Genomic DNA, 17,480 nt, shown 5'->3' on the forward strand with positions numbered 1-17,480 from the left:
CCTCCTCTAACTCGATCACAAATGACTGACTATCATTCATTTTATAGGAGAAGACGAACTGTTGTCAAATGAACAAACATGCTTATACAATATACGCTAGCAACAATCAATTTCATGCAAATATCGGCAAAAAGGCACAATACATTCTTTAAAATTGAAGAAACCTATTTTACGCTTACTTTTAAGCTCGATAACGTTTATAATATATCGAGTACAAAGACTATAAGAAAAGGTGTCATGAATGAGCATATTAAACGTAGAACGACTCAGCCACGGCTTTGGAGACCGTGCGATCTTCAAGGACGTATCCTTCCGCCTGCTCAAGGGCGAGCACATTGGACTGATTGGCGCCAATGGAGAAGGCAAGTCCACTTTTATGAATATTATTACTGGCAAACTACAGCCGGATGAAGGCAAAGTTGAATGGTCCAAGCGCGTGCGCGTCGGCTACCTCGATCAGCATGCCGTACTTAGCAAGGGTCTAACTATTCGTGATGTATTGAGAAGCGCGTTCCAATATTTATTTGATATGGAACAAGAAATGAACGACATGTATGGCAAAATGGGTGACGTAACGCCAGAGGAACTAGAGAAGCTTCTAGAGGAAGTCGGTACGATTCAAGACACACTTACGAATCAAGACTTCTACTTGATCGATGCGAAGGTCGAGGAGACTGCTCGAGGACTTGGCTTGGTTGATATTGGCCTGGACAAAGACGTACATGACTTGAGTGGCGGTCAGCGTACGAAGGTGCTGCTCGCAAAGCTATTGCTTGAGAAGCCAGACATCCTGCTCTTGGACGAGCCTACGAACTATTTGGATGAACAGCATATCGAATGGCTGAAGCGTTATCTGCAAGCGTACGAGAATGCATTCATCCTCATCTCACACGATATTCCGTTTTTGAATAGCGTTATTAACCTGATCTACCATATGGAGAATCAGGAGCTTAACCGCTACGTGGGCGACTATGACAAGTTCCAGGAAGTCTATGAAATGAAGAAGCAGCAGCTGGAATCTGCGTATAAGCGCCAACAGCAGGAAATTGCTGACCTGAAAGACTTCGTTGCACGCAACAAAGCGAGCGTCGCGACACGCAACATGGCGATGTCCCGTCAGAAGAAGCTCGACAAGATGGAAGTGATTGAACTAGCGAAGGAGAAGCCGAAGCCGCAGTTCAATTTCAAGGATTCCCGCGCTTCCAGCAAGCTTGTATTCGAGACGAAAGACTTGGTAATTGGTTACAATGAGCCATTGTCCCGTCCATTGAACCTCCGTATGGAGCGCGGCCAGAAGATCGCCTTCGTCGGCGCGAACGGCATCGGTAAGACGACATTGCTTCGCAGCATCTTGGGCGAAATTCCTGCAATTTCGGGCTCTGTAGAGAAAGGTGACAACCTGGACATCGGGTACTTCGAACAGGAAGTCAAAGACGCGAATTACAATACATGTATCGAAGAGATCTGGAAGGAGTTCCCTTCCTTTACACAATTCGAAGTTCGTGCAGCACTGGCGAAATGCGGACTGACAACGAAGCATATCGAAAGTAAAATTGCGGTGCTAAGTGGTGGGGAAAAGGCGAAAGTTCGCTTGTGCAAGCTCATTAACGTGGAGACAAACTTGCTCGTACTCGATGAGCCGACGAACCACTTGGATGTCGATGCGAAGGAAGAGCTGAAGCGTGCCCTTAAAGCGTACAAAGGCAGCGTCCTGCTTATTTCCCACGAACCTGAATTCTATCGCGATATCGTGACAGAGACATGGAACTGTGAATCTTGGACGACAAAAGTATTTTAATTGAATATGTAAAAAAAACGACTCTGTTACCACGGAGTCGTTTTTTTGTACATGAACACAGACTGACTAAGTTCATTTAATATGGCCATTCCGTACCTGCTCGAAGAAAAGTTTGTTATGCACATCAGTTCCAAATCTAACACCTGAGATTGTTTCCCGTTGAGATACCGAGCAAATTAGCGAAAATCGTGAAGAAATTGACCCGATTCTCTACTGCGGCTGGATTTAAGCCGTTACATTCCTTCGCCCCATTGATCGAACGGATAGTCTCCCCGAAGCCTGAGCCGTTGACGATTGCATTATGCGGTGTCATAGTCCCTGCTCCGTTCTGTGTGTTCCAGAACCACAAGGCTGTTTTCCATGCTACTGAGGAATCCTGCGCGACCAAATCTGGATTGGTCAAAAGCGGAAGTCCCAATGCAGCGCCAGCGGCTCCATAATTGACGTTCCAGCTTAATTGGATCGGGCCTCTTCCATAGTACTGCTTACCAGGTGCGCATGGGTAGAGAACACTCGTGTTATCACAATAAAACGGGTAATTTGCCGTATCCAGTTCGACGATGTATTTTAAATGTCCCGATTCTTGGGCTACATTTCCTAGAAAAGCTGCTGCCTCTTGTTTTTTGAGTGTGTCGCTTCCTGTATTGGCAAAGGCAGGGTAGGAGGACAGAGCGGATACTAAACCGGAATAAGTATAGAATGGATTGCGGTTAGGGAACATTTGATTGAATTGAGCCTCGGTAACGACAAAGCCCCCACCAGTACCGCCAGAAACAGGTTTGCAAGTTTTACTGGAGCTTTGCGGGGAAGTAGTAACGGGAGTTGTCGTGTCATTCTGCGCGGCAACCGTATACGTATAGGTTGTTCCGTTCGCCAATCCCGTATCGGAAAAGGACAAAGCGCTGATCCATTTATACCAATCGCCGTTGCGATAGACGTCGTAGCCTGTAGCGCCATTGATTGCATTCCAGCTTAAGCTGCAGGTTCCATTCGATGCACTTACCGATAAAGTAGGGGCTGGCAATGTGCTGCCGCCTGAGGCAGTTGGCGTGCAAGCTTTGCTGGCGCTATGCGGGGATGTCTCTACCGGACTAGTCTTGTCATTTTGCGCAGCAACCGCATACGTATAGGTTGATCCATTGGTCAATCCCGTATCAGAGTAGGACAACGTATTTGTCCATTTATACCAATTGCCGTTGCGATAGATATCATACCCTGTAGCTCCGCTAATCGCATTCCAGCTCAAGGCACAAGCTGCATTCGAAGAACTAACCGTTAACGATGGGGAAGATAAAGCAGCAAAGGCAGTAAGAGGAGATACAAGAACGGTTATTATCACAATTGCTAGAATGAATATTCTCTTATCAATCATCCTTTTCATAGAAAGCCTCCTTATAGTAAAGCTAGAAGAAATAGAATCAAACAATTGGTCATCCTTGTACATAGCCTCTGATTCGATGGAGTCGTCTTAACATGGGAATGTGATAGAATGAATACTTCTTTTTCAATAGAGGAGATTAGAACAATTTTCATACATGTTGTGGAAATAAGTTGAGGCCATTAAACTGACGGCTTCTGTGCACGATAGGAGCGCAGCGTACCGAATATGGTCGCAAACTGACCGGTTTGCTCCACATTCTCAAATCCACATTCCTGGTACAATTCAGGAAGAATACCGTGGACATGATCCCGGGTCGTTGTGAAGCCATCCAGCCATTGAATCGGGTAAAAGGCAAGACGCATCAAACTGTTTTGCGGTTTATCAAAATCAATGATGTTAATCGTCCCGCCAGGACGCAAGGTGCGATGCAGCTCTTCTATCGTTCGACGCTTCATATCGAGGGTCAAATGATGGAAAAAGAGACTTGAAAAAACGTGATCCAAATGGGCATCTGGAAAAGGGAGATCCGTGGACATGCCTTGCTGAAACTCAATATCCACCTTATTCTGTACTGCCTTATTCTTCGCAATCGTCAATATTTCTGGATCAGCATCAAGCCCTACAAATTCAGCCTCCCCCTGCGCTTGCTTCAACATTAACGTCAATGTGCCCGTTCCACAAGCCAAATCGAGAATACGTTGACCTGGCTTCACATTCCCTTGCTGAACCAAATGGGTCTTGAACTTGTTCTCTTTCATCCCCCATTTTAACACCGGATCATATATAGGGGTTAACCAATGGAACTTCATAGCCGGAATATACCCTTTTTGTGTCATGAATGCACAGCCCCTTTACTCCTTAGTTCGAATGCAGAAGTATGTAAGATGTGTAATGTGGGATTATTCATATGTTATTCTTATCTCTGTACTATACTAACATATAAGGGTAAATATGTCAGTACATTAGTATTAACCTCCAGTGAAAAGTTCATATATATGACCTGGTACGACACAGTTATCCGCTTTTATCCAATGTCCTGAATCCATGGAAGAATTTGAATCCGTCATGCAGATCGCATCTGAAGAGAAGCCTAGCTTCATGATCGGTGACAACGGAACATGTATATACCGATCCACGACAGACGATGAGTGGTATTTGAATTGGGATTGTTATTGAATACTTGCCAATATGGCTTGCGCTTCGGGTATTCGCCCATTTCCAATTCGCCCTGTATGGAATAATGTATCCATAACAACGCAGCGGCGATGGAGGCGGATTCAATGCCCGTGAAGAGTGGCAAGGAATATATAGAACGGATTAACAACAATCTCCCCGATGTTAGAATCGCAGGGGGGAAGATAAGAGGGGAAATTTCCGAACACAAAGCCTTCAAGGGACTTATGGCTACACAAGCGAACATGTATGACATGCAGGTTGCCGGGAAAGTGAAGGCACGCCTCGTGTATTCTTCGCCCTTAACAGGCGATCCAGTAGGTCTGTCCTACATGCAGCCGAAGACGATGAAGGATCTCGTACAACGAAGAACTATGATGGAGACATGGGCGAATGTCCATCATGGATTTCTTGGTCGTGCTCCCGATTATATGAACACAGCCATTATGGCGTATGCTTCAGCTGCCGGGATACTTGAAGATGATTACCCTGCGTATGCATCCAACTTGAAACGGTATTATGAGTATTGCCGCGAGAACGATATCACGCTCTCTCATGTATTCATTCAGCCTAAGGCAGCTAGAATATCTACCTTTCTCCGGACTTTCAGAGAACCGGAAGCTGCCCGTATCATGGATAAAAATAAGGATGGGATCGTTGTTCGCGGGGCGTTTCTATTAGATACACAGGGAGCAACCTCAGATGAAATACTCGTATATCCAACTCCTTTCTCTTGGACTGAAACGGAAGACAATCCTTATTCATTCGTATTTGCGGTTCCTAGCAACCTAGAGGGCATCCGTTTTATATGCAGAGAAAGCTTCTCAGCAGGCGATTCTTCCTATGATTACCCGCTTAGTTCCCGATTTGAAGAGATGGATACGCTTGTCGTGTTCGATGATGTTACTGTCCCATGGGATCGGGTATTTGTATGCGGGGACGAGAGGATGGCGTCTCGGCTCATGACGGAAAGTCAATTCCACGTTTATGCCGGCACTCAAATCATTTGCAAAAATATTGCAAAAACGGAGTTCATGCTCGGTACGATCGAAATGCTGGTCGAAGCCACTGGGATTAATAACCATGAACATATTATTGAAAAGGTTACAGAAGTTATTGTAGCCGTGGAGACGCTCAAGGCTTTCCAACTTGCAGCCGAGAAGGGAGCAGCTAAGGACAGATGGGGCAGTATGCTTCCTAATCGCAAGCCGCTTATTGCCGCCAATGTATATTATCAGAAGATGTATCCTCGTATCATTGAAATCATCCAATTGATTGGCGCCAGCAATTTAATCATGATTCCAAATGAGAGGGACTTCAACACCGATATTCGCGATCAGCTAGATCGTTATATGAAGGGTATTGATCTGGATGCCAAGAAGAGCGTGCAATTGGCGCGATTGGCATGGGAGCTGAGCGTCAGCTCATTCGGTGGGAGGCAGTCTGTCTATGAGCGCTTCTTCTTCGGCAACAGCACAGTTGTGAACAACCGGCTTTATGCCGAATACCAAGATAGTCGGGCGAAGTATGCAGATCGGGTCAACCGCTTTTTGACATAACCTTGAATGTGAATGAACCCTGAGTACCTTGCCATCACCAGCCAAAGTACCCAGGGAAGATATAGATTTCATATTGAATTCCTACAAATTCCTACTTAGCAGCTGCTCTTCGCTCTTCAAAGACTTCCGCTGCTACCTTAAAGATCGTGTTCAGGGCATGTGGAAATCCGGCATAAATGATCATCTGCATAATTACTTCAACGATCTCTTCCTCTGTCCATCCAACGTTGAGCGCTCCATTGATATAAAATTTGAGCTGCGTAGTGTTGCCTATTGCAGTCAAACCTGCCACCGCAGCAAGCAGTCGCGATTTCAAATCGAGCCCTGGTCGTGAAAAGATCTGTCCATAATTAAATTCTACTGCAAGTCGTCCTAAGTCCGGAGCAGGCGAATCCTTGAAGCTGTTTACAATGGCCTCAACATGATCTTTGTCGATACGTGCCAAGATGTCCAAGCCTTTTTGATAGTGGTCTTCACAGCGTGACATGATGAAATTTCCCCTTTGTAAAAAATTCACTTTCCATTTGCTCAACCGTTAGATGTTCCAAATGAGTTCCCTCTGTCAATCAGACCGATGGAAGAGATGAGAAGCATAGAAAGTCCTGTGACACAGACTCCTCCCCATTGCCAATGGCTCCATGCAAGCAAACCCAAGTAAGAGCCTAGAGCCCCTCCCAAAAACGTTGCAACCATATATAGTCCATTCAGACGATTGCGAGCTTCGGAAGACTGTTCGAAAAGACGCGCCTGACAAGCCACTTGATTTGCTTGCGTACCAACCGTAATCAAGAAAGCGGCGAACACGAGTACCATCAGTCTTTCTCCCCATAGCAGAAGCAGCAAGTAAGAGAACAGAGCAGCAGCCGTACATACTCTTCCAGCAAACACAGCTCCCATGCGATCGATCACTCTCCCGACGAGGGGAGTTGCGAACGCGCCTCCAATCCCAACCAGTCCAACCATGCCTACTGCACCAGAACCTAAGGAGTAGGCAGGCGAGGCAAGCAGCAAGGCTAACGTCGTCCAAAATACACTAAATGCTCCAAATACGAATGCTTGACTTATACATGTCTTCCGTAGTACTTGCTCCTTCCGAATCAACGGAAGAAGAGAGGCGATTAACGCTCGATAAGTCATCTCTGCTCGGCCATAGCTGCGTGGGAACAAGCTGCGAACAAGGATCATCAGACCGATCATGCAGCCAAATGATATCCAGTACATGACTCTCCAGCCATAGATAGCGTCTATCCATCCACTAACGAACCTGGCACCCAATATTCCGCACACTAACCCGATTGCCACATTTCCGAGTACTCTCCCTCGCTGTTCCGCTATGACCAGAGAAGCCGCCATCGGAACGACAACTTGTGGGATAACAGTGGTTATTCCGATAACCAAATGAATGCTTATTAACCAGTTCATATTCGGGGATACCGCAGCTGCCGCTATGGAGATACTCACGATCCCGAGAAGGACAATCATAAGACGCCGTCTCTCTACCATATCAGCAAGCGGAACTAAGAACAGATTGCCCAGTGCATAGCCTACTTGCGCCAATGTTGCAACCCAGCCAATTTGAGTAATCGTCCCTCCGAATGTCTGGGCCATACTGGCAAGCAAGGTTTGGTTCACATACACATTGGCGACCGTAAAGCCGCATGTTAATGCCATTAAAACAGGGGCGACGCCAAGAATTAGGGGACTTTCTGAAGTCACGGCGCAATCGCCTGCAGCCTGCCGATTATGGTCTGCCGATCGGAACGAGACGCAAAGCGAAGGGTCTTCGCAGGGAAGAGCTAGCACAATTAGCTGGCATCGGCCTATCGTGGTATACATGGTTGGAGCAGGGAAGAGAAATCAATGTCTCCCAAGACGTATTAGAGAGATTGGCTCGGGTTATGCAATTAAGCGCGGAAGAGAAGAATCATCTGTTTCTACTTGCTCTTCAGCAGCCTCCGGCAGCGAACAAGCCGGAAACGATTCGTGCGGATCTTCAAACTGTTGTGCAGCATTTTCTAGATCATTGGGCGGATTGTCCTGCATACGTAACCGATCATAAATGGGATGTGTTGGCTTGGAACCGCGCTGCATGTGCGGTATTTGGCGATTTTCCCGCCATGAATGGGAAAGAGCGCAATGCGGTATGGCGTTGTTTTCGCTCAGCTTCTTACCGAGAGCTGCTGGTCGATTGGGAAGGTCACGCGAAGCGGCTGCTTGCTTCATTCCGATCTACCAGCACATGTTACGTAGGGGAGGATTGGTACCAGGAGCTTGTCCAAGAATTAATCGAGCATAGTAAGGAGTTCCAGCAATGGTGGCTTTGCCATGACATCATGGGAACCCCAATTGGCACCAAAGCATTGCTCCACCCAAAGGCAGGGCTAATGATGATGGAACATATCACGTTCCAGGTATATGATGCTCCGGATCTGAAGGTGACATTGTATCGGCCGCTTCCTGACAACAACACAGTGGTGACACTCGCCAAACTACTTGAGGAATATCAGGATACAAATAGCCTGACTGCAAATAGCAGTTGAACATTTACCTGACAGACTTTATTTTTCCTGAAAATTTGAAGCGTCCGTGTTAAAATATTACATGTTCATATATTCATGCAGTTACATACATTACAGGAGTGATGAAACATCATGTTGTCGAACAAAAGGATCAAAAGATGGAGCAGTGCTTTGTTGGCAGTTGTATTGTGCTTGAGTGCTGTAACTAGTGTCTCAGCTAGTCGTACAAGCAAACCGCTGCCAAAGCCAAGTTGGCAAAAAGACTTGTCTGAGGTAAATCAATTTATTGAGGCTCCATTTCATATTCCGAGCACGAAGACCGTGTATTTGGCTTCAAATACTTATATCGCCTCACAAACGAAAGTATGGGAAGCAGGTGTTGTCACTGCCGTAGATGAGAGCAGCGGCAAGCCGAAATGGTCCTTCACATTCTATCAAAAAGGAACACCTTATCCATGGAATACGAAGATTGCTTATAGCAAGTTAGGCTCGGTGTATGCCCTCGTAAAAGATGGTCAAGGAACGAAATTATTCTCCGTGAATGCCTCTGGCAAAAGCAATTGGATCATCCCTGTTCCAAATGCCGAAGACGTGCAAGTGATGAATGATGGTACGATTCTATTAATCGACCCGGATAGAAAGGTTACACCTACAGCGAAAAGCAAACCTCGTGCATATGCCTATAGTGCAAACGGCAAAAAACTTGCTGAGCTATCACTGGGACAAATGTATTCCGTAATTGGCGGTCAATATGTTGTGTCCCAAATAGGAGAGATCGGCAAGTCCAATTTAGCGGTGTATGGTTCGAAATTAAACAAGCTATTCACTTATAACCTCCCTAGCGGCGCGGTTACCTATGTGAATGAGGCGACTTGGGTCATTAACAACGGCGATATTCTGCTTCGTGTGAATGTGCCGAAGAGCGGAAATAAGTTAATCGCGATGAACGATAAAGGGAAAACATTATGGGGACGCAGCATTCCAGGAAATGCAAGAGTTCAATCCATCGGACAGAACTATGTTGTGTACGCGGATGGGGTAATGAGCTTGTTCAATGCCCAAGGACTTGTCACGAAAGCCGAAGTGAAAGTGGATCTCCCGATAGCCATTATTTACGAAACATCAGATCAGCAAATCGAGATACATACAGAGAATGCGAAAAAGGTGCTGAATGCCAAGACCCTGCAAACGATGTATGAGTATCCTAATGATCAAGACAGACAGAAGTATCATTATGCAGGCAATGGATATCTGTACTCGATTAGCCAAGGGAATCAGCTAGCCCAATATAAATTGCAAAAATAACACAATGAATAGGGTTGTCTCAAAAGGATAGGATTAAATGAGTCAGTCCCATAAGATGTGCAAAGACGCTTCCAAAACCACTGAATATGTGGGGATGAAAGCGTCTTTTTTCGTGCATGCTCCTATCAATGTGGAGGCTTCAAATCTAATATTGGCCTATGAGACTGTCCCAATTAATCATTGCTTTGTCCATTGAGCTTCAATTGCGATTTGCGATTCCATAAGGTTGACATCACAAGTGCAGCAAGCAGGATTACTGCTGCGAACATGTATGGCGCATTAATGTTCAGGTCGAATAAGAAGCCGCCTATGGCAGGCCCAGCAATAATGCCTAAGCTTGTGTAGGTGGAGTTCATTCCTGCGACGAAGCCTTGATTTTCTCCAGCCATTTTCGACAGTAAGGAAGTGACGGCTGGACGAAGAATATCACAAGCGAAGAAGACAATGCTCGTCACGACCATTATGGCTAAATAACTGCTTACGAATACCGTGGCCATAATGAATAGTGCCGCTATAACGAGGGAAGCGTGAATGATATTCTTCTCCCCAAATTTCGCCACCATCTTCTCAAAGAACAGAATTTGCGCAACAACTCCTAGAATTGAGCCGATCGTAATAATGAATGCAATATCTTTGGCCGTAAATCCAAACTTTGCATCAACGAACAGGCTGAACATCATCTCGTATGCTGCCAATCCAAACGCGAGCACAAACACGATGAGGAACGGTACAAAATAGACGGACTGCACTGATTTTTTCATTTCAGCAAAGAAGTTGACGCGAATATGTTGTGCACGGTTATTCTCCATTTGCTCCTGAGATAGCGATTCTTGAAGCAGGAAGATGGAGAAGATCGACGCGATGAATGCAAAGGCTGCAGCGAAGAAGAAGGGGGCACGTATGCCTAATTCGGCAATGAAACCGCCTAGTCCCGGCCCGATAATGAAACCTGCACTAATAGCCGCAGCTTGATAACCTAATACCTTGGCTCTATTCTCAATTGACGTTCGATCTGCAATGTACGTAATAACGGCAGGCATAATGAATGCATCACTAATACCGCCTAATATTCGTGACGCAAATAGAACCCAAGCCTGCGTTCCAATGCCGAACAAGATCTCTGAGAACGAGAACAGACATAACCCGAATACGATCATTTTCTTTCTCCCCAGCGTCTCTACCCAAACCCCTGTAAACGGGGAGGCGAGCAGCTGAGCAAAAGCAAAGGCCGAAATCATATACCCGACCATTTGTCCGCTTAAGTGCATCTCCTTCGCAATGGACGGCATGACAGGTACGGCAAGACCAATACCGACGTAAGCAATAAATAAATTAAACAATACGAGTGCTAATGACATTTTTTCCTTTGTAACTGTACTCATGTTATTCCTCACTTATTCAATTTTCTGTCTATTCATGTTGTGTGATGATGTTTCATAACCGTTATTGTTCTTCATCAGACCCCGATATCACCTGGTTGATCTTCTTCATCGTGTGAAGCATCTGTTCCAACTCCTCAAGCTCAATATGAGATGAGAACTTTTGTACAATCGACTCATCTGCTTTGTTAATGAGCTCCGCATAGTTTGTTCCTTCCTTTCCAAGAAGAATAAAGGATTCGCGCAGATTTTCTGGATTGCTCTCACGGATAATAAAGTGCCCAGCCTCCAATTTAGACAGCACCTGACTAACCGCGCTTTTGGAAATCGAAAATGCTTTTGCAATCTCATGAGCGGTCGTCCGCTCGTTTCGCATAATAAATAGCATCATATTTTCTTGTTGCACGGTTAAATGATAATCATCTATTTGTTTAGCTCCCTTGTTATAGACCGTGAAATAATCTTGAAAAGCATCATTGAGCTCGTTCATAACTCTCCGGTATTCCGCAATCATATCAATTCCCTCCATAGCGGTAGTATTCACTTTCCTCAACCAGAAACAATTCCGTTACGTTAGGATAAGTTCCTTTTAGTTTAGTTTAGTTAAGTTCACTTAACTATATAGATAGAATACGCTATTGTCAATTCATTAATAGGGATAATTAATGAGGTTAAACGTCGATTCATGGAGTAAGCTTGCGATACCAACATAAGATTGAGGGTTTTTGTGGAAATAGATTCATGCTATACTGAATTCGTTACTTCAGATAAGGAGGTTAAACCATGTTAAAAAACGAACTCGGGACATCGCTCTGTGCAAAGTCTTACCTATAAACAACGGCGGTTGTTTGTATAGAGCCAAGCATGCTTGAACCGCCTTCATCCGTGACGGTGAGATATGTTTATATTGAGACTTTGCCACCTTACTATCTAACTAATATAAGGGGTAGAGTTATCATGAAATATGTCAACGCGGACATTTTACCACAAGAACTGCTAAAGGAAGTTCAAAAATATACGAACGGTGTCATGCTGTACATTCCGAAACGCGAGGAAGAACGCAAGGCATGGGGTACAAAAACCGGAAGCAGGAAGCTGCTGGCCTTTCGAAATCATGAGATTCGCAACAGATTTGCCGAAGGTGCAACAATCGAGCAGCTTATGGAGCATTATTTCCTGTCCTACGACAGTATTAAGAAAATCGTATATACCAAGTTAAAATAGATGATTCAATGCGCAAGCCACATCAGATTTCGATCTGACGTGGCTTTTTATGTGCAAAGAACGGTTTAGATTCATTTGCTGTCTATCGACTCGATTATCACATTGCTACAATCATTTACAGCAGTATCGTTCTTGCATGCTGCTAATGGATGTCCATTACGATGAACCGCTGCAGCCCGACTTGATTATAGACAAGGAGAATAACACCGTAGAAAGCTGCACAATGCATCAGCTAACTTTATCACCACTAGGTTCGCCCATCCATATGTGATCGGGAATTGATGCAGATTCATAGAAACGGAGAGGGTTCAAATGAAGATAGATGGAAAGCGTGTTCGTCTTTCAAGGGTTACTGCAGATGACTTAGATTTTATTTGTGGACTTGAGACGAACACCGGCATCTGGTTGTATGAAGAACAAGTTGAATCTGATAAAGAGAAAGTTAGGAACAAGTATCTTGAGCAGATGAATTCAACATCCCAATATGATTTTGTCATAACTAATGAAGTCGATGGAAAGGAAAATCCAGTTGGCTTAGCTCAAATTTGGAGTTACTCCGAACACCGAAAGAGTTGGGAACTCGGATTTGCGATAATTCCAGAATTCCAAGGACACGGTTATGGTTACGAAGCCATAAATCTATTACTTGATTTCTCATTCCATCAGTTAGGAGCCCATAAAGTCGTGGGCATGTGTAATGGTCACAATGTGAAATCCATGAACCTGATGGAGAAGTTGGGTATGAGAAGAGAAGGGATTTTCAAAGAGGAATTATTGTGGAAGAACCAATGGGTTGACCAATATTTTTATGCGATACTCGATACCGAGTACATAAAAAAAGCGAACATCACGATCCAACTGTAGATTTAAATATAAATTGCATTAACAAGATGGATTATGACAATTCAACAAACGGGCCATTTTGCGGAACAAGGGTTAGAAATCACAGGGGAAAAAGAGTTAGCTTTGTTGAATATTTTGTGTATCCTATTTTGAGAATTATGGAAAAGATATTCGGGATGCTTGAGGCCATGTGTGAAAGTGGCTTGTCTTAGGAGAGGAGATAAATAAATGATCGAATTACGAAAAATTACCGGAGATAACATAGATGAAGTAATAGCACTTGAAGTAAGAGAAAACCAGAAAGACTATATACAAACTACTAACCTTAGAAGCTTTGCAGACGCTCATATGTTGAACGCAGACGGGATACCAGCGACTCCCATTGCTATTTATGCCGATGGAGTTGCGGTTGGATTTTTGATGTATATTTATGATACGTTGGATCATGAATTATTTGAAAATGAAGTTTTTTATGGGAAGAAGAGCTATTTTATTTGGCATATTATGATTGAAAAGAGTTATCAGGGGAAAGGATATGGAAAACTTGCTTTTGAAAAAATGTTGATGGATATTAAAAATATGCCATATGGGGAAGCAGAATATGTAACCCTCTTTTATCGGACAAGTAATGTCATAGCTAAAACATTATACGCTTCATTTGGTTTCGTAGATACAGGTATCATTCAGGATAATTCGATGTTGGCGATTAAAAATCTAATAGGAAAATAACAGAATCCTTAGTAGAACAGGATCTCTAAGAAAGAAATGTTACCTATCTACGTAGAATCACTACTCATCCCAATCGGGGATAGAATGACCAATGCCCAGGTAAGTTTTTAAGTGAGTTCAATCATACAAAACAGTTATAGAAAAAAAGTGCCCTCTTGACGAAGGCACTTTTTGTCATGCAGCTGACAATCCGTCGAGTTCCATTTAACCCAGATGCTCAATCAAGTTTGCGAGCGGAACCTCTTGCTCCTGCTCTGGATCGTCAAGTGGATAAATTCGAGCAGATTCGTTGTCGGAATCTACATGCTGAATATAAACTTGTCTACCGTTGTAGGTTACGTTAGCCAGCATTGGAGAGCCTGCGATCTCTTGTGCGCGTTGTGCATTCATGCCGATACCTCCTGCAATCATCATCTATACACTAGTGTGTGTAAATGAAATGGAAAATAATCGGCATGAAGCTAATCATCTCAATGGCTTGCCTTCTTTATAATAATAGTGCGGATCGAGGATGATGAAGAAAATGTGAACGCCTGGATATCCTCGCTCTCGCAACATATGGTCGATGCTGGCGGCAACGGCGTCATGTGTTTCTTTGTCCCGTTGGAACATCATAATCTCGACCGAAAGCGGAGTGTTCGTTATAATATGAACGTTCAGTACTTCAATCTTGACCTTCTCCGGCTCCACGCGAACAATCGAGGCAAACTCCTCTACAATGTCTGGTGTAATCTCTTCCACGAAGGCATCTGGAAAAGCTTTAAATCGAATGTATGGCATATAAATCCCTTCAATCTGTTCTATTGTTCAATATTGTGATTTTAGGCGCAAATCGATGGAAAAGTCAATTCCCTTGTATCGAAACAATGCACAATACCTATATTCAGCAGCGGGGGCGTAAATCCTTTTTCTTTCCTTGAAGAGTAAAGACTCATTTATTTAATCATATTAACAAAAAAACATGACTCGCTTCGATCCTGTTTGAACAAACAGGATCTTTTTATTACACTTAAGAGATTCATAGCATAAAACAGAGTAGAGAATGACTCACTGGGAGTGAAGAAATGATGGAGAGACAATCGATGAGGACTCAATTGATGAATATACTTAATGTGGTTAATCTTGGTGAGAAGCTAAAGTCTGAACTGCGGCACAGCTGGCTGTCAAACGGCAGACAGGAGAGCGTGGCGGAGCACACGTGGAGAGTATCGCTCATGGCCATGCTGATTGAGCCGTATTTAGATCAAGAGATCGATACCGCCAAAATGCTGAAAATGATCATTATTCATGATTTAGTGGAAGCAGAAGCGAAAGATATCCCTGCATTCGATACGATGAACAACGAACAATTGCGAGAACAAAAGGCTCAAAACGAAATGAAGGCCATACAACGAATTCGGGAAACATTGAAAGGGGATCTAGGGCGAGACGTATATGACCTGTGGATCGAATTTGAACATAAGCAATCGTATGAAGCCAAGGTTGCAAATGCTTTGGATAAACTCGAAGCTCAAATCCAACACAATGAGGCGGATATAAGCACATGGATTGAAATCGAATACGAGATGAGCTTTATGATGGGGAAGCATACCGACTTTAGCCCTGTATTGACCCAGCTGAAAGAACTCATTGAAGAGGAAGCAGAGGATAAACTACAACGTGCAGGTATTGATGTAGACAATCGCAAGAGTAAGAAATGAACGGCGGCCAATTTCTAGCCAATTGGAAATTAAAGCGAAAGTCTTAACGCAAGCGATGATCCAGGTTGCGAATAAGGCCGTACAGGAATTGCTATCTACACCCCGAATCAAATAGAGAGCGCGGCAATATGAATATATCGCATATCTTCGGGGACTAAGGCTACAAGCTATTTTAATGGGGTACAGATACACATCATCTAAAAATGACAATGACCCCGCCAGAACGCCAATGCGTCGGTGGGGTCATTCTGTGATGCAGCAATTTACTATTCAATCCTTGGGTAGGCTAATTTGATATTCCTCATAAAAGCTTTATCGCTTACTTGATCGATTTTGCATATTCTGCTGACTTCGTACCGGCTTGGCGACCGAAGATAATAATTTCCGCAACGGAGTTGCCTCCAATTCGATTCTCGCCATGCAATCCACCTGTCACTTCACCTGCAGCGAACAATCCTGGGATAGGCTTGCCGTCCTTGTCCAGCACTTCTGTATTCGTGTTGATTTTTACGCCACCCATGGTGTAGTGAATCCCTGGGCCGATTTTGATCGCATAGAATGGGGCAGCTGACAATTCATGATCCATCCCCGTTTTTCTGTCGAACTCCGCGTCTTTCTTATTTTTCACCGCACTGTTCCACGCATCGAGCGTTTTTTGCAGCTCTTCAGCCGGTACCTTAATTTCTTCTGCCAGCGCCTTGATAGAGTCTTTTGTTTTGACAAAACCCATCTTTTCGTACTGTTCGATGGCTTTTGCTCGTGAGCGGACACCCGCGTCAAATATAAGGAACGCGTTTTTCTCTGGCAGCTTTGTAATCGCAGCCGTTACACTGTCTCGGGCCGCCATCTCGTTAACGAATCGCTTCCCTTTGCTCGTAACGAGAATCGCACCTTCGCCGCGCACAACTTCACCAATCAGGTAGGAGTTTTCCTGCTGTACAGTAGGATGCACCTGAATTTGCTTCAAATCAACCGTAGTTCCGCCCATTTTCTCAACCATAGAGATGCCATCACCTGTGCTTCCCGGTTGGTTCGTTGTGACATAGCCTTTCAGGTCGGGACGAACTTCAGCAATGCGATTCATGTTGGCTCCAAAACCACCAGCTGTAATGACAACCGATTTTGCTGCAATCGTTTTTTCTCCATGCTGGCTGAAACCAACCTTCACTCCCGTTGCTTTGCCATTTGAACTTGTAATTTCTTTAACATCCGCATTTACAAATACCGGAATGCCTTTTTCTTGTACATTTTTAAGCAATCCAGTCACGAGATACTGGCCCACGGCTGAACCGTCTTTGGGACGGTGGGTACGCTTCTCGCTCATGCCCCCGGTAATGGTTATATTGTTGAGCGTGATCCCTATAGAATCGAGCCAGTCGATTGCTTTGGCCGAATTGTCTACGAAGAAGTGAAGCATATCTTTGTTGTTCGTGTTATGTCCGCCTTTGAGCGTCTCTTCATAGAACAAGTCATTTTTATCCGAAATGCCTTGTTCCTTCTGGAACTTCGTTTCTGATGCATTCATACCCGAAGATGCTTTGCTTGTATTGCCGCCTGCAACCGGCATTTTCTCAAGAATGACAGGATTCATCCCCGCTGCCTTCGCCTCAAGCGCGGCAGTCATGCCAGCACCGCCCGCGCCAACGATAACAATATCGTAGCTTTCCTTCAATTCCTCAAGCGGGGTATACTTTGCCACTGAAGCACCTGATGTGGCATCTTTTTCCCCTTTATCCTTCTCTTTTTGTACATTTTTGTTCTCGCCCGCATTTGTCTCGGGCTTCTTGCTTGCATTCCCACAGCCCGAAATCATAAGCAGCATAGAGAGCAAGAGAATCATGACGATGGTTGATTTTTTTTGCATGATGCG

At 44.4% G+C, this 17,480-nt stretch carries 17 protein-coding genes; 8 read left to right on the top strand and 9 right to left on the bottom strand.

Annotation, left to right across the window (positions count from 1 at the left end):
* The first annotated feature begins 241 nt into the window (after positions 1–241).
* Positions 242–1,798, top strand: coding sequence for an ABC-F family ATP-binding cassette domain-containing protein (locus BP95_RS0116850; protein WP_028532775.1), 1,557 nt, complete (start codon positions 242–244; stop codon positions 1,796–1,798).
* 136 nt (positions 1,799–1,934) lie between these two features.
* Here the strand turns inward: BP95_RS0116850 and BP95_RS0116855 are convergent, their stop codons facing one another.
* Both BP95_RS0116855 and BP95_RS0116860 read right to left on the bottom strand, forming a co-directional pair.
* The gene (locus BP95_RS0116855) at positions 1,935–3,179 is read right to left on the bottom strand and encodes a glycoside hydrolase family 19 protein (RefSeq protein WP_028532776.1); all 1,245 of its coding nucleotides are present in this window, start codon (positions 3,177–3,179) and stop codon (positions 1,935–1,937) included.
* A gap of 179 nt (positions 3,180–3,358) precedes the next feature.
* Complete coding sequence (locus BP95_RS0116860) at positions 3,359–4,015, bottom strand: class I SAM-dependent methyltransferase (RefSeq protein WP_028532777.1); 657 nt, start codon at positions 4,013–4,015, stop codon at positions 3,359–3,361.
* A 444-nt stretch (positions 4,016–4,459) separates the two neighbouring features.
* On the opposite strand from BP95_RS0116860, the gene BP95_RS0116865 reads away from it, so the two are divergent.
* Positions 4,460–5,911, top strand: coding sequence for a 4-hydroxyphenylacetate 3-hydroxylase family protein (locus tag BP95_RS0116865; RefSeq protein ID WP_021255606.1), 1,452 nt, complete (start codon positions 4,460–4,462; stop codon positions 5,909–5,911).
* 91 nt (positions 5,912–6,002) lie between these two features.
* Here BP95_RS0116865 and BP95_RS0116870 read toward each other — a convergent pair whose 3' ends face one another.
* Positions 6,003–6,398 carry a carboxymuconolactone decarboxylase family protein gene (locus BP95_RS0116870; RefSeq protein WP_028532778.1) on the bottom strand — a complete coding sequence of 132 codons (396 nt, stop codon included), beginning with the start codon at positions 6,396–6,398 and terminating at the stop codon, positions 6,003–6,005.
* Positions 6,399–6,439: 41 nt separating this feature from the next.
* Positions 6,440–7,582 carry an MFS transporter gene (locus tag BP95_RS30675; RefSeq protein ID WP_051614113.1) on the bottom strand — a complete coding sequence of 381 codons (1,143 nt, stop codon included), beginning with the start codon at positions 7,580–7,582 and terminating at the stop codon, positions 6,440–6,442.
* On the opposite strand from BP95_RS30675, the gene BP95_RS30680 reads away from it, so the two are divergent.
* Complete coding sequence (locus tag BP95_RS30680; protein ID WP_051614114.1) at positions 7,576–8,451, top strand: helix-turn-helix transcriptional regulator; 876 nt, start codon at positions 7,576–7,578, stop codon at positions 8,449–8,451. The genes BP95_RS30675 and BP95_RS30680 overlap by 7 nt on opposite strands.
* A gap of 111 nt (positions 8,452–8,562) precedes the next feature.
* A complete protein-coding gene (locus BP95_RS0116885; protein WP_028532779.1) occupies positions 8,563–9,735 on the top strand; it encodes a hypothetical protein in 1,173 nt (390 codons plus the stop codon).
* Positions 9,736–9,908: 173 nt separating this feature from the next.
* On the opposite strand, the gene BP95_RS0116890 is transcribed toward BP95_RS0116885, so the two are convergent.
* Positions 9,909–11,117 (bottom strand): MFS transporter, encoded by a 1,209-nt coding sequence (locus BP95_RS0116890; protein ID WP_021255611.1) that lies wholly within the window; start codon positions 11,115–11,117, stop codon positions 9,909–9,911.
* A 61-nt stretch (positions 11,118–11,178) separates the two neighbouring features.
* Positions 11,179–11,628, bottom strand: a complete 450-nt coding sequence (locus BP95_RS0116895; RefSeq protein ID WP_021255612.1) for a MarR family winged helix-turn-helix transcriptional regulator — start codon at positions 11,626–11,628, stop codon at positions 11,179–11,181.
* 443 nt (positions 11,629–12,071) lie between these two features.
* On the opposite strand from BP95_RS0116895, the gene BP95_RS0116900 reads away from it, so the two are divergent.
* From BP95_RS0116900 to BP95_RS0116910, 3 genes are all read left to right on the top strand, one after another.
* Positions 12,072–12,338, top strand: coding sequence for a CD3324 family protein (locus tag BP95_RS0116900; protein WP_028532780.1), 267 nt, complete (start codon positions 12,072–12,074; stop codon positions 12,336–12,338).
* 312 nt (positions 12,339–12,650) lie between these two features.
* Entirely contained in the window at positions 12,651–13,202 is a 552-nt protein-coding gene (locus BP95_RS0116905; protein WP_021255614.1) for a GNAT family N-acetyltransferase, read from the top strand.
* 207 nt (positions 13,203–13,409) lie between these two features.
* Positions 13,410–13,910 (top strand): GNAT family N-acetyltransferase, encoded by a 501-nt coding sequence (locus BP95_RS0116910; protein ID WP_021255615.1) that lies wholly within the window; start codon positions 13,410–13,412, stop codon positions 13,908–13,910.
* A gap of 204 nt (positions 13,911–14,114) precedes the next feature.
* Here BP95_RS0116910 and BP95_RS0116915 read toward each other — a convergent pair whose 3' ends face one another.
* Both BP95_RS0116915 and BP95_RS0116920 read right to left on the bottom strand, forming a co-directional pair.
* Positions 14,115–14,300 carry a small acid-soluble spore protein H gene (locus tag BP95_RS0116915; RefSeq protein ID WP_021255616.1) on the bottom strand — a complete coding sequence of 62 codons (186 nt, stop codon included), beginning with the start codon at positions 14,298–14,300 and terminating at the stop codon, positions 14,115–14,117.
* 75 nt (positions 14,301–14,375) lie between these two features.
* A complete protein-coding gene (locus tag BP95_RS0116920) occupies positions 14,376–14,690 on the bottom strand; it encodes a DUF1904 family protein (protein WP_028532781.1) in 315 nt (104 codons plus the stop codon).
* 317 nt (positions 14,691–15,007) lie between these two features.
* Here BP95_RS0116920 and BP95_RS0116925 point away from each other — a divergent pair, with 317 nt between their 5' ends.
* Positions 15,008–15,610: an HD domain-containing protein gene (locus BP95_RS0116925; RefSeq protein ID WP_036667239.1), complete on the top strand. Its 603-nt coding sequence runs from the start codon at positions 15,008–15,010 to the stop codon at positions 15,608–15,610.
* 319 nt (positions 15,611–15,929) lie between these two features.
* On the opposite strand, the gene BP95_RS0116930 is transcribed toward BP95_RS0116925, so the two are convergent.
* Positions 15,930–17,474 carry a flavocytochrome c gene (locus BP95_RS0116930; RefSeq protein WP_028532783.1) on the bottom strand — a complete coding sequence of 515 codons (1,545 nt, stop codon included), beginning with the start codon at positions 17,472–17,474 and terminating at the stop codon, positions 15,930–15,932.
* Between the last annotated feature and the right edge of the window lie 6 nt (positions 17,475–17,480).

Origin of the sequence: Paenibacillus sp. UNC217MF, assembly GCF_000686865.1 — a bacterium.
Lineage (GTDB): Bacteria > Bacillota > Bacilli > Paenibacillales > Paenibacillaceae > Paenibacillus_B > Paenibacillus_B suaedae.

Coding starts and splice junctions, on each gene's coding strand:
- BP95_RS0116895 (WP_021255612.1), bottom strand. CDS start 11,628: ATGATTGCGGAATACCGGAGAGTTATGAACGAGCTCAATGATGCTTTT.
- BP95_RS0116855 (WP_028532776.1), bottom strand. CDS start 3,179: ATGAAAAGGATGATTGATAAGAGAATATTCATTCTAGCAATTGTGATA.
- BP95_RS0116910 (WP_021255615.1), top strand. CDS start 13,410: ATGATCGAATTACGAAAAATTACCGGAGATAACATAGATGAAGTAATA.
- BP95_RS0116890 (WP_021255611.1), bottom strand. CDS start 11,117: ATGAGTACAGTTACAAAGGAAAAAATGTCATTAGCACTCGTATTGTTT.
- BP95_RS0116920 (WP_028532781.1), bottom strand. CDS start 14,690: ATGCCATACATTCGATTTAAAGCTTTTCCAGATGCCTTCGTGGAAGAG.
- BP95_RS0116915 (WP_021255616.1), bottom strand. CDS start 14,300: ATGAATGCACAACGCGCACAAGAGATCGCAGGCTCTCCAATGCTGGCT.
- BP95_RS0116870 (WP_028532778.1), bottom strand. CDS start 6,398: ATGTCACGCTGTGAAGACCACTATCAAAAAGGCTTGGACATCTTGGCA.
- BP95_RS0116865 (WP_021255606.1), top strand. CDS start 4,460: ATGCCCGTGAAGAGTGGCAAGGAATATATAGAACGGATTAACAACAAT.
- BP95_RS30675 (WP_051614113.1), bottom strand. CDS start 7,582: ATGGCATTAACATGCGGCTTTACGGTCGCCAATGTGTATGTGAACCAA.
- BP95_RS0116905 (WP_021255614.1), top strand. CDS start 12,651: ATGAAGATAGATGGAAAGCGTGTTCGTCTTTCAAGGGTTACTGCAGAT.
- BP95_RS0116900 (WP_028532780.1), top strand. CDS start 12,072: ATGAAATATGTCAACGCGGACATTTTACCACAAGAACTGCTAAAGGAA.
- BP95_RS0116925 (WP_036667239.1), top strand. CDS start 15,008: ATGAATATACTTAATGTGGTTAATCTTGGTGAGAAGCTAAAGTCTGAA.
- BP95_RS0116860 (WP_028532777.1), bottom strand. CDS start 4,015: ATGACACAAAAAGGGTATATTCCGGCTATGAAGTTCCATTGGTTAACC.
- BP95_RS0116885 (WP_028532779.1), top strand. CDS start 8,563: ATGTTGTCGAACAAAAGGATCAAAAGATGGAGCAGTGCTTTGTTGGCA.
- BP95_RS0116930 (WP_028532783.1), bottom strand. CDS start 17,474: ATGCAAAAAAAATCAACCATCGTCATGATTCTCTTGCTCTCTATGCTG.
- BP95_RS30680 (WP_051614114.1), top strand. CDS start 7,576: ATGCCATTAAAACAGGGGCGACGCCAAGAATTAGGGGACTTTCTGAAG.
- BP95_RS0116850 (WP_028532775.1), top strand. CDS start 242: ATGAGCATATTAAACGTAGAACGACTCAGCCACGGCTTTGGAGACCGT.